Origin of the sequence: Neoroseomonas rubea (genome assembly GCF_016106015.1) — a bacterium.
Classification (GTDB): Bacteria; Pseudomonadota; Alphaproteobacteria; order Acetobacterales; family Acetobacteraceae; genus Neoroseomonas; species Neoroseomonas rubea.
The window spans coordinates 1-11,091 of record NZ_JACADQ010000118.1 but is presented as its reverse complement, the minus strand read 5'-3'; the positions used below and the strand labels follow the sequence as shown (position 1 = coordinate 11,091).

General features: G+C 72.3%; 8 protein-coding genes. 3 read left to right on the top strand and 5 right to left on the bottom strand.

The window, feature by feature from the left end; genetic code table 11:
- Window positions 1–1,258 (bottom strand): glycerol-3-phosphate dehydrogenase (gene glpD, locus HW577_RS12920; RefSeq protein WP_198376548.1); only part of this gene is annotated, 1,258 nt, incomplete at its 3' end.
- A gap of 85 nt (window positions 1,259–1,343) precedes the next feature.
- On the opposite strand from glpD, the gene HW577_RS12915 reads away from it, so the two are divergent.
- From HW577_RS12915 to HW577_RS12905, 3 genes are read left to right on the top strand one after another with little or no spacing between them, the layout of a single operon-like run.
- Entirely contained in the window at window positions 1,344–2,948 is a 1,605-nt protein-coding gene (locus tag HW577_RS12915) for a thiamine pyrophosphate-binding protein (RefSeq protein ID WP_198376547.1), read from the top strand.
- A 10-nt stretch (window positions 2,949–2,958) separates the two neighbouring features.
- The gene (locus HW577_RS12910; RefSeq protein WP_198376546.1) at window positions 2,959–4,581 is read left to right on the top strand and encodes a hydantoinase B/oxoprolinase family protein; all 1,623 of its coding nucleotides are present in this window, start codon (window positions 2,959–2,961) and stop codon (window positions 4,579–4,581) included.
- Window positions 4,578–6,647, top strand: coding sequence for a hydantoinase/oxoprolinase family protein (locus HW577_RS12905; protein ID WP_198376545.1), 2,070 nt, complete (start codon window positions 4,578–4,580; stop codon window positions 6,645–6,647). The genes HW577_RS12910 and HW577_RS12905 overlap by 4 nt, the downstream gene beginning before the upstream one ends.
- Here HW577_RS12905 and HW577_RS12900 read toward each other — a convergent pair.
- The 4 genes from HW577_RS12900 to HW577_RS12885 all read right to left on the bottom strand — a co-directional run bounded on the left by HW577_RS12900 (window position 6,644) and on the right by HW577_RS12885 (window position 10,793).
- The gene (locus HW577_RS12900) at window positions 6,644–7,351 is read right to left on the bottom strand and encodes a hypothetical protein (protein WP_198376544.1); all 708 of its coding nucleotides are present in this window, start codon (window positions 7,349–7,351) and stop codon (window positions 6,644–6,646) included. The two genes, HW577_RS12905 and HW577_RS12900, sit on opposite strands and share 4 nt — an antisense overlap.
- On the bottom strand, window positions 7,348–8,739 hold the full coding sequence (locus HW577_RS12895) for an amidase (RefSeq protein ID WP_198376543.1): 1,392 nt from the start codon (window positions 8,737–8,739) through the stop codon (window positions 7,348–7,350). The genes HW577_RS12900 and HW577_RS12895 overlap by 4 nt, the downstream gene beginning before the upstream one ends.
- 111 nt (window positions 8,740–8,850) lie before the next feature.
- On the bottom strand, window positions 8,851–10,158 hold the full coding sequence (gene gltA / locus HW577_RS12890) for a citrate synthase (RefSeq protein WP_198376542.1): 1,308 nt from the start codon (window positions 10,156–10,158) through the stop codon (window positions 8,851–8,853).
- Between the two features lie 125 nt (window positions 10,159–10,283).
- Window positions 10,284–10,793: a thermonuclease family protein gene (locus tag HW577_RS12885; RefSeq protein WP_198376541.1), complete on the bottom strand. Its 510-nt coding sequence runs from the start codon at window positions 10,791–10,793 to the stop codon at window positions 10,284–10,286.
- Between the last annotated feature and the right edge of the window lie 298 nt (window positions 10,794–11,091).

The following is an 11,091-nucleotide window of genomic DNA, read 5'->3' as shown; positions in this document are numbered from 1 at the left end:
GATGGCGGCGCGCGGCCTCGGCCTCGAAGGCCGGCAGCCCGCCCGCGCCGAGCGCGCCGCCCGGCAGCGCCGCCGAGCCGGTCCAGGACAGGCCCGGATGCCGCCCCATCGCGCCGGCGAGCTTTTCCAGCGCTTCCTCCGCCAGCCGCCGATAGGTCGTGATCTTGCCGCCGAGCACCGCGAGCAGCGGCGCCCCACCCGCGGCATCCATCTCCAGCACATAGTCGCGCGTCACGGCGGAGGCGTTCTCCGACCCGTCGTCATAGAGCGGGCGCACGCCGGAGAAGCGCCAGACCACATCCTCCGGCCGCGGCGCCTGGCGGAACTGGCGGCCGACGGCGGCGCACAGATAGGCGACCTCCTCCTCGCTCGCGGTCGCATCCCGCGCATCGCCCTCATGCGGCGTGTCGGTGGTGCCGATCAGGGAGAAGCGGCCTTCATAGGGGATGACGAAGACGACGCGGCGGTCGTCGTTCTGCAGCAGATAGGCCTGCTCGCCACCATGCAGCGCGGGCACGACGATGTGGCTGCCCTTGATCAGCCTGATGCGCCCGCGCGGCCGCGTGCCCGACCGGCCGAGGCTGTCCAGCACCCAGGGTCCGGCGGCGTTCACCAGGGCGCGGGCGCGGAGCGTAAGGCGAGTCCCGTCCGCGCGCTCGGCGGTGACGGTCCAGCCCTCCGGCCCGCGCTCGGCCGCGATGAAGGCGGTGCGCGTCATGATGCGCGCGCCACGCTTCGCGGCATCCCGTGCGTTGAGCAGCACCAGGCGCGAATCCTCCACCCAGCAATCCGAATAGGCGAAGGCGTGCGCGATGGCTGGTGAGAGCGGCGCGCCGAACGGGTGCGTCCGGCAGTCGATCGCCTCATGCCCCGGCAGGCTGACCCGGCGAGCCAGCTGGTCGTAGAGAAACAGACCTGCGCGGATCATCCAGCGCGGCCGCATCTCCGGCCGGTGCGGCAGCACGAACCGCATCGGCCAGACGATGTGCGGCGCGATCCGCAGCATCACCTCCCGCTCCGCCAGGGCTTCGCGCACCAGGCGGAACTCGTAGTTCTCGAGGTAGCGCAGCCCGCCATGGATCAGCTTGGTGGAGGCGGAGGAGGTGGCGCCGGCCAGGTCGCCGCGTTCCAGCAGGGCCACGGAGAAGCCGCGTCCGACCGCGTCGCGCGCGATGCCGCAGCCATTCACGCCGCCGCCGACCACCAGCAGGTCGAAGGGCGTGCCAGGGGGGGAGGAAGGGGGAGACACGTCGGGCATGGCGCCAATCTGGCATGCCGCCGGCGCGGGACAACCGGTCATGCGGGGCCTTCCCGACCCGGGCGGATCAGGCGAAGGTCGGGCCATGGATGGGGAAGAAGCGCCGCGCACCGTCGCGGAAGGGTTGCTCGCGACGCTGGCGGCGCACGGCACGCGACGAATCTGGGGTGTGCCGGGCGGTGGCTCGTCGCTCGACCTGATCGCGGGCGCGGCGCCGGCCGGGATCGACTTCGTGCTCTGCCGGCACGAAGGCTCGGCCGCGATGATGGCGGTCGCGGACGCGGAACTGACCGGCGCGCCCGGGGTGGTGCTGACCACCAAGGGGCCGGGGCTGATGAACGCCGTCAACGGCCTTGCCTGCGCGACGCTGGAACGCGCGCCGGTGATGCTGGTCTCGGACGGCTTCACGCCCGCGCAACTCGCCTATATCACGCACCAGGTCTTCGACCAGTGCTGCGCGACGGCGGCGGTGGTGAAGGGGTATGGGCGCGGGGAATCGGCGGCGGAGATCGGCGCGCTGCTCGACACGGCAGCGGCGGACCCGGCCGGCGCGGTGCATCTCGACCTGACATCGGCGGCGGCGAAGCGCGTCGTGCCCTTCGGCGCGCATCCGCCGCGCGCGGTGGCCAAGGCGGCCGATGTCGCGCCGGTCGCGGCCCTGCTCGCCGGCGCGCGGCGCCCGGTGATCGTGCTGGGGCTGGAGGCCGCGCGAATCGATCCCGCGCCGATCCGCGCGCTCGCCGAGGCGCTCACCTGCCCGGTGCTCGCCACCTACAAGGCCAAGGGCGTGGTGCCGGACGCGCATCCGCTGTTTGTCGGGCTGTTCACCGGCGGCACGCTGGAAGCGGAGTGCGTGGCCGCGGCGGACCTGGTCCTGCTGGTCGGCCTCGATCCGGTGGAACTCATCCTGCAGCCCTGGCGGCATGCGGCGCCGGTCGCCGAACTCGCCGCGCGGCCCTTCCCGGTGCATTACGTGTCGCCCGCCGCGGGCGCCTATGGGGATCTCGCGACGGCCGTCGCGGCGCTGCGCGGTGGCGCGCGGGCGTCCGATTGGCGCGCGGCGGAGATCGCCGCGCATCGCGACACGATGCGCGCGGCCCTCGCCTGGCAGGGGCAGGGCGGCGTCGCCCCGCCACGCATCGTGGAACTGGCCGCCGAGGCCGCCGCGCGCGCCGGGCGCCATCCGCGTGCGAGCGTGGATGCCGGCGCGCACATGTTCTCCGCCACCGCCTTCTGGCCCTGCCATGCCCCGCGCGACCTGCTGATCTCGAACGGCCTCGCCACCATGGGCTTCGCGCTGCCGGCGGCCCTCGCCGCGGCGCTGCACGACCCGGCGCGTGGCGCCATCGCCTTCACCGGCGATGGCGGGCTGATGATGTGCCTCGCGGAACTCGCCACGGCGGCCGAGCGGCGCGCGCGTCTTGTGACGATCGTCTTCAACGACGGCGCGCTCTCGCTCATCGACGTGAAGCAGCAGCAGCGGCAACTGGCCCCCGAGGGCGTGCGCTGGCCGCGCGCGGATTTCGCGGCCGTCGCCGAAGGGCTGGGCGCGCGCGGCTTCCGCGCGGCGGATGAGGCGGCACTTGCCAAGGCGCTCGACGCGGCGCTCGCCCATGACGGGCCGAGCCTGGTCGACGTGCTGGTGGAACCCGCCGGATACCTCCGGCAATTGCAGGCCATGCGCGGCTGAGGAACGAACCATGAGCGACTTCTCCGCCCTCCGCCTGGGCTCCGCCTGGCGGCGCATCGCCGGGCTGATGGACGAGGCGGCGCAGGATTTCGTCCGCACCTCCTTCTCCTCCGTCGTGCGGGACAACTGGGACCTCGCCATCGGGTTGATGGACAGCGACGGGCGGCAATTCGCGCAATCCTCCCGCTCCGTGCCCTCCTTCGTCGGGACCATGCCGGTCACGCTCGGCCACATGCTGGCGCGCATCCCGCGCGCGCGGCTACAACCGGGCGACGTGCTGATCTCGAATGACGGCTATCTCGGCACCGGCCACCTGAACGACATCACGACGATCCGGCCCGTGTTCCGGGAAGGGCGCATCATCGCCTGGATCGGCGGCACCTTCCATTCGACCGACATCGGCGGCGCGCCGTCGGTCGAGGCGCGCGACGCCTGGGAGGAAGGCCTCACCATCCCCATCGCCCGCATCCTCAAGGCGGGGGAGGAGAACGAGGACGTTATTGCCTTCCTGGAAGCGAACCTCCGCCAGCCGGCCGAGACGCTCGGCGACATCCGCGCGCTCTTCGCGGTGTACGAGCAGGCGGAGAAGCGGCTGTTCCGCATCCTGGCCGAGGAAGGCATCGGCGACCTGGATGCGCTGGCGGGAGAAATCTTCGCGAGGTCCGAACGCAGCATGCGCGCGGCCATCGCCGCCGCCCCCGATGGCGAAGTGACGGACGAGGTCACGGCCGATGGTTTCGAGCATCCCGTCACCATCCGCCTCAGGCTCGCCATCGCGGGCGATGCGCTGACGCTCGACTTCACCGGCACCGACCCGCAGATCGCGCGGCCGGTGAATTCGCCGCTCAACTTCTCCCGTGCCTATTCCAACTACGCGGTGAAATGCGCCTTCGATCCGGAGACGCCGAACAACGATGGCTGCTTCCGCCCGATCCGGCTGATCGCGCCCGAAGGCTCCATCGTGAATCCGCGCCGCCCGGCGCCGGTCTGGGGGCGGCACCTGACGGGGCATTACCTCCCCATCCTCGTGCTCGCAGCACTCGGCCGGCTGATCCCCGACCGCGTCATCGCCGAGGGCGGCAGCCCGTTGTGGAACTGCTACTTCACGGGGGAACAGGCGGATGGGCGGCGCTACGTCCGGATGTTCTTCATGAATGGCGGCCATGGCGCGCTTCCGATGCGCGACGGGCCGGCCTGCCTGTCCTTCCCCTCCAACGTCGCGACGCAGCCGGTCGAGCAGTTCGAGAACGCGGTGCCCATGCTCATCACCGAGAAGGAACTGATCCCGGATTCCGGCGGCGCCGGACGCTTCCGCGGCGGCCTTTCGCAGCGCCTGACCTTCGAGGCGACGGGGCCGAAGCCGGTGACCGTCACCTACCGCCATGAACGCGTGCGCCATCCGCCGCGCGGCATCCTCGGCGGGCTTGCCGGGCGCGGCGGGCGGGACCTGCTGAACGGCGCGCAGGTGGCGTCCAAGGCGCGGCTCGTGCTGGCACCGGGCGATGCCATCACCTTCGAGACGCCGGGCGGCGGCGGCCTCGGCCCGGCGGGCGAACGCGACGCGGCGTCCCTCGCGCGCGACATCGCCGAGGGCTACGTCACGCCCACCGGTGCCAAGGCGTACCGGCCATGACCGCGCCCTGCCGGATCGGCGTCGACATCGGCGGCACCTTCACCGACTTCGTCCTCGCCGACGACCGCGACGGGTCGCTGCACAACGAGAAGCTGCTGACCACGCCGCACGCGCCGGAGGAAGCGGTGCTGGAAGGCATCCGCCGCCTGCTCGCCCGCCACGGCATCGCGCCCGGCGAGGTCGCGCATGTCATCCACGGCACGACGCTCGTCGCCAATGCGCTGATCGAGCGCCGCGGCGTGCCGACCGGGCTCGTCACGACGCAGGGCTTCCGCGACCTGGTCGAGATCGGCAGCGAGCTGCGCCACGACACCTACGACCTGTTCATGCAGGTGCCCCAGCCGCTGGTGCCGCGGCGGCATCGGCTCGGCGTACCGGAACGGATGCTGCCCGATGGCACCGTCCGCGCGCCGCTGGACGAGGATGCCGCGCGGGAGGCCGCGCGCAGCCTCGCGGCGGCCGGCGTGCGCGCCGTCGCCGTGTGTTTCCTGCACGCCTTCCGCAACCCCGCGCATGAACGTCGCATGGCCGAGATCCTGGCCGAGGAGGCGCCCGGCCTGACCGTGTGCCTTTCCTCCGACCTGGTGCCGGAGATCGGGGAGGTCGAGCGGGCCTCGACCACCATCTGCAACGCCTATGTGCTGCCGGTCTTCGAGACCTATGTCACGCGCCTCGCCGACGGGTTGCGCGGCCTCGGCCTCACGGGGCCGCTGTATCTCATGCTCTCGGATGGCGGCACGGTGGGGGAGGCGACGGCGCGGCGGCATCCGATCCGCCTGGTGCAGTCCGGCCCGGCCGGCGGCGTGCGCGCGACGGCGTTGTACGGCCAGGCCGCCGGCGCGCCGGACATCCTCTGCTTCGACATGGGCGGGACCACCGCCAAGGCCTGCTTGATCGAAGGCGGCGAGCCGCTGCGCAGCCTCGATTTCGAGGTCGCGCGCGTCGATCGCTTCCGCAAGGGCAGCGGCCTGCCGCTCAAGGTGCCGGTGATCGAGATGATCGAGATCGGCGCGGGTGGCGGCTCCATCGCGCAGGTGGACCGGCTCGGCCTGATCCGCGTCGGGCCGGAGAGTGCGAGTTCCGATCCGGGCCCGGCCTGCTACGGGCTCGGCGGCACGCGGCCGACCGTGACGGATGCGGATCTCGTGCTGGGCTATCTCGGCGCGGGGTCGTTCCTCGGCGGTGACATGCGGCTCGACGTCGCGGCGGCGGAACGCGCCATCGAGGAGCATCTCGCGAAGCCGCTCGGCCTGTCCGTGGTGGAGGCGGCCTGGGCGCTGCATGAGACGGTCAACGGCAACATGGCCCAGGCCGCCGCGATCCATGCGCTCGAGAAGGCGCGACGAATCGAGGGCTACGCCATGGTGCCGATCGGCGGGGCGGGCCCTGTCCATGCGGCGCAGGTGTGCCGCAAGCTCGGCATCGGCACGCTGGTGGCGCCGGCGGGCGCGGGGGTCGCGTCGGCCTTCGGGTTCCTCGCCTCGCCGGTCTCCTTCGCCTTCGTGCGCGGCTGGGTCGCGCCGCTCGCCGCGCTCGACATGGTAGCGTTGCGCGCGACCATCGCGGGGATGGAGGCGGAAGGCCTCGCCATGCTGGCGGAAGCCGGCGTGGCGGCTCCCGATGCGACGCGGCGCGTGACCGGCGCGCTGCGCTATGTCGGCCAGGGCTTCCAGGTGGAGGCGGAGATCGCCGCGGCGGCCATCGCGGCCGGCGACCGCGACGCGATGCGCGCGGCCTTCGAGGCCGAGTACCTCCGCCAATACGGGCGCACGGAACCCGCGCTGCCGGTCGAATGCGTCTCATGGCAGGTGGTGGTCTCGGGGCCCGTGCCGGCGTTGCGGCTCGATGCCGCCGCCGCCGCGCCTGCCGCGCCGCGCAGCCGCCCGGCCTGGTTCCCCGAGGCCGGCGGCTTCGTCGACACGCCGGTGATCGACCGCGCCGGGCTGCGCGTGGGCGACATGGTCGAAGGCCCCGCGCTGGTCGAGGAACGCGAGAGCACGCTGGTCCTGCCGCCGGGCACGCGCGCGCGTCGCGATGCGGCGGGGAACCTCGTCGTCAGCCTCTAGCCCCCGAAGGCACCCTGTCCCGGCGCTTCCGCCCAGGCGCGGAAGGCGGGGGAGGGCGTGACGCGCCCCGCCCGCATCAGGCCGAGCCACACCTCGGTCGCGCGCACGAAGGGGTTCACCCCGCGCGGCCAGATGGCGAGGCTCATCGCCTCCGCGATGCAGGGTTCCGGCGCGCCGGCGGCGTAGGCGGCCTCGATCTCCCGCGCCAGGCCCCAGGCCTCGTCGCGCGCGGTCTGCGCGCCGATGAGGGCAAGCCGCGCCGTCGCCTCGTCGAGGTCCGTGCCGGCCAGGAGCGCGCGCGCCCCGGCGACGTATTCGGCCTGCAGCGACAGGCCCGGCAGCCGGTCCGCCCAATGCGCGGCGAGCGTCGCATAGGTGGCCGCACCTCGCGCCCAGGCGGCGAGGCGGAACACAGCGGCCGCCTCGGCCTCCGTTCCGCCCGTCTCCATAAAGCGGTGCAGGTGATGGGTGCCGACGGGTTCCTCGCAGGCCGACAGGATGGCGAGCCACACCACTTCCCGCGCATGGGCGGACAGGTGCCGCTGCTCCAGCGTCAGCGCGCGGTACATCGCCTCATAGGCCGCGTGCAGGTCCGGCAGCGCGGCGGCCATCGCACCATGATGCGGCAGCACATAGCCGCCGCGTGCGGCGCGGATGGCGTCGATCCGCGCGCGGACCTGCTCGGGGCTCGGCGCGCCGGTCACGCGATCACGGGCTCGATCGCGCCCAGCATCCAGCGGGCGATCGCCGTCGCCTGCGCATCCATCTGCACCTGCGCCATGACCTGGATGCCGAAGGGCATGCCGCCGACCGAGGCCAGCGGCACGGTCACGGCCGGCGCGCCGATGCCGCTCGACGGCGTGTTGAACACCGCATCGCCGGTGGGCCGCGGCTTCAGCGGCTGGCCCGTCACGTCGCCGGCCCAGAGCGGCGCGGGGCCGGGGCAGGCGGGGGCGATCAGCGCATCCACCACGGGGGCGAGCGCCGCATGCCGCGCGCGCAGCGCCTCGCGCTCGATCAGGCGCAGGCGGTAATCCTCGGGCGTCATCTTCTCCGCCATCGCCAGCACCGCCTTGCTGCGCGGGCTGATGCCGTCGGGGTTCTGCGCGACCAGGTTGCGGAACAGCCAGTGGTTCTCCCAGCCGGTGATGGCGCTCGTCATGGCCTGGGTGCCGACCAGCGCGCGCTCGAAGGCCTCCAGCATCGGATGATCCTCGCGGCGGAGCACGGTGACGCCGGCGGCGCGCAGCCGTGCGACCACCTGCTCGAACGCCGCCTTGCTGGCCTCGTCCAGCGCGGCCCAGCCTTCCGTCTCCATCACGCCGAGCACCATGGGCCGCCGCGCCTCGGGCGGCGTCGGCGGGCCGACGAGTCCCGGGCGGCCGGGATCGCCGCCGGCGCGCTTCGTGATCTCGATTGCGACCTGCCACATGTCCTCGATGCTGCCGGCATGGATTCCGGTGGTGGACATCGACGTCGCCTGACGTTCCCCGCGATTGATGCCGCCCTGGCTCGGCTTCAGCGCGATGTTGCCGCAATAGGCCGCGGGGCGGATGACGGACCCGCCGACCTGCGTGCCCAGCGTGGCCGGCACCATCCCCGCGGCGATGGCGGCGGCGGAGCCCGAGGAGGAGCCGCCCGGCGTGCGCGACTGGTCGAAGGGGTTGGTGGTGGGGCCGGGATGCGCGCCGCCCAGTTCCGTCGTGACGGTCTTGCCGAGGATGACCGCACCCGCCTGGCGCAGCGCCCAGACGGCGGCATTGTCGCGCCTGGGGAAATTTCCGCGATAGGCCTCGCAGCCCATCTGCGTCGGCATGTCGCGCGTCTCGAGCAGGTCCTTGATGCCGATGGGCATGCCGTCGATGGGGGAGAGCGGGCGGCCCGCCTTCCAGCGCGCCGCGCTCTCGTCCGCCGCGGCGCGGGCGGCGGGTTCGTTCAGCACGACCCAGGCGCGGACGGTGGGCTCGCGCTGCGCGATGGCGGCGAGGCAGCGTTCCAGGTAGGCGCGCGGCGTGTCGCTGCCGTCGGCGAAGCGGGGCGTGGCGTCGTGGTAGGTCGGCGCGCGGAAGCTGCGCGGATCGTAGGTGGCCATGGCGTTCTTCCCCGTGCTGGCGTCGCGGGGAAGCCTATGCGCGAAGCCCGCGAACGCAAACCGGCCGGGGAGGACCCCGGCCGGCGCGCAGGCACAAAAAGGCGGAAGCGCTCAGCCGCGCTTGTCGAGCGCCACGAAGTCGCGCGCGGCATGGCCCGTGTAGATCTGGCGCGGGCGGCCGATGCGCTGGGACGGGTCCTCGATCAGTTCCTTCCACTGGCTCACCCAGCCGACGGTGCGCGCCACCGCGAACAGCACGGTGAACATGTGCGTCGGGATGCCCATCGCCTTGAGGATGATGCCCGAATAGAAATCGACGTTCGGATACAGCTTGCGCTGGATGAAGTAGTCGTCGGACAGCGCGATCCGCTCCATCTCCATCGCCATGTCGAGCAGCGGCTCGTTCTTGATGCCGAGCTCGCCCAGCACCTCGTGGCAGGTTTCCTTCATGATCTTCGCGCGCGGGTCGAAGTTCTTGTAGACCCGGTGGCCGAAGCCCATGAGCTTGGTGTGGGAGTTCTTGTCCTTCACCTCGCTGATGAAGGCGGGGATGTTCTCCGGGCTGCCGATCTCGGCGAGCATCTTCAGCACCGCCTCGTTCGCGCCGCCATGCGCAGGCCCCCACAGGGCGGCGATGCCCGCGGCGACGCAGGCGAAGGGGTTGGCGCCCGTCGAGCCCGCGAGCCGGACCGTGGAGGTCGAGGCGTTCTGCTCATGGTCCGCGTGCAGGATCAGGATGCGGTCCATCGCGCGCGACAGGATCGGGTTGCTGACCCAGGGCTCCGCCGGCACGGCGTTGAGCATGTAGAGGAAGTTCTCCGCGTAGCCGAGGTCGTTGCGCGGATACATGAAGGGCTGGCCGATTGAGTACTTGTAGGCCCAGGCCGCGATGGTCGGCACCTTGGCGATCAGGCGATACGCCGCGATCTCGCGCTGCCGCGCATCGTTGATGTCGAGGTTGTCATGATAGAAGGCCGCCAGCGCGCCGACCACGCCGCACATCACCGCCATCGGGTGAGCGTCGCGGCGGAAGCCCTCGAAGAAGCGGCGCAGCTGCTCGTGCAGCATGGTGTGGTACGTCACGCCCTTGTGGAATTCGTCGTAGCGGGCGGCGTTCGGCAGGTCCCCGTACAGCAGCAGGTGCGCGACTTCCAGGAAGTGCGACTTCTCCGCGAGCTGCTCGATCGGGTAGCCGCGGTACAGCAGCACGCCCTCATCGCCGTCGATGTAGGTGATGGTGCTCTCGCAGGACGCCGTCGCGCCGTAGCCGGGATCGAAGGTGAAGATGCCGAGCTCGTTGTAGAGCTTTCGGATGTCAGCCACCTGCGGGCCGAGCGTCCCGCCCAGGAGCGGCAGGGTCGTGCTCTTGTTCGTGCCCTCCATCGTGACGGTGATGGAGCCGGTGGCCTTGCTGCTCATGCAGGGGTTCCTCAACGCATGCCGGTCCCACGCCCGATGCGGGGGCGGTCCGGTTCTTGGTGCAGCGCAAGATAGAGGCGAGATGTGAAGATTGGCAAACCGGCGCGGGCCGCCGGGCGTGCGCCTTACTCGCGCGTGCGCCAATCCTGCGGCGCGCCGGCGCGATGGCTCCACAGCCCGCGCGCGGCCTGCCGGGCCTGCAGTTCGGCGGTGCGCAGCGCGCTGCCCGTCGCCACGGCGAAGCCATCGCCCACCAGGGCGCGCGCGAGTTCCGTCCCCGCCGCCTCGCATTGCCCGATGCCGCGGCCGAAGCCGTCCTGGCCGACGATGCGGCAGGTGACGGCGCGGCTCGCGACCAGGCGCATCAGCGCCGCGGCGGATGCGCCGCCGCAATCGAAGCTGTCGCCGCGCGGACCCTGGCAGGTCTCGCCGCGCATCGGTGCGGCCATGCCGTAGAGCCGCACGACGCGATCGCCGAGACCGATCGTCTCGCCGTCCACGACGCGGATCTCGGGCGCATCGGCGCGCCATTCCCGCGTGCCGGGGGCGGAGCCGAAGAGGTTGGACGGCAGCACCAGCGCGACCAGCGCCGGTGCGCCGATCGCGGCCGACAGCAGGAAGGCCGCGCCGCGCATGCGCGGGCGGGTCCTGCGGCCCTTGAAGATGCGCCGTCGTTCCAACACGGATGGATCGTTAAACGCACCTTGCTTGAACCCGCAACGGGGCCCGCCCGCATTTTTTTCATAAATGACGACACGGACATCTGGACGCGGCCACCGCGTCGCAAGTGCGGCGCCTAGTCGCCTGTCCAGAAACGATCCTTGCCCTGGAGCCTCTCCCAGGCCTCGCGCGCCGCGCCGCGCCGGGCGGCGAGCCGCGCCTCGCTCCATCCCTCCGCCGCGCCCTCCGCCCAGGCCCGCCCTGATCGGAAGA

Excerpts from the sequence above, each read along its gene's own strand:
- HW577_RS12915 (WP_198376547.1), top strand. The coding sequence starts at position 1,344 with ATGGATGGGGAAGAAGCGCCGCGCACCGTCGCGGAAGGGTTGCTCGCG.
- gltA (WP_198376542.1), bottom strand. The coding sequence starts at position 10,158 with ATGAGCAGCAAGGCCACCGGCTCCATCACCGTCACGATGGAGGGCACG.
- HW577_RS12905 (WP_198376545.1), top strand. The coding sequence starts at position 4,578 with ATGACCGCGCCCTGCCGGATCGGCGTCGACATCGGCGGCACCTTCACC.
- HW577_RS12885 (WP_198376541.1), bottom strand. The coding sequence starts at position 10,793 with ATGCGCGGCGCGGCCTTCCTGCTGTCGGCCGCGATCGGCGCACCGGCG.
- HW577_RS12895 (WP_198376543.1), bottom strand. The coding sequence starts at position 8,739 with ATGGCCACCTACGATCCGCGCAGCTTCCGCGCGCCGACCTACCACGAC.
- HW577_RS12910 (WP_198376546.1), top strand. The coding sequence starts at position 2,959 with ATGAGCGACTTCTCCGCCCTCCGCCTGGGCTCCGCCTGGCGGCGCATC.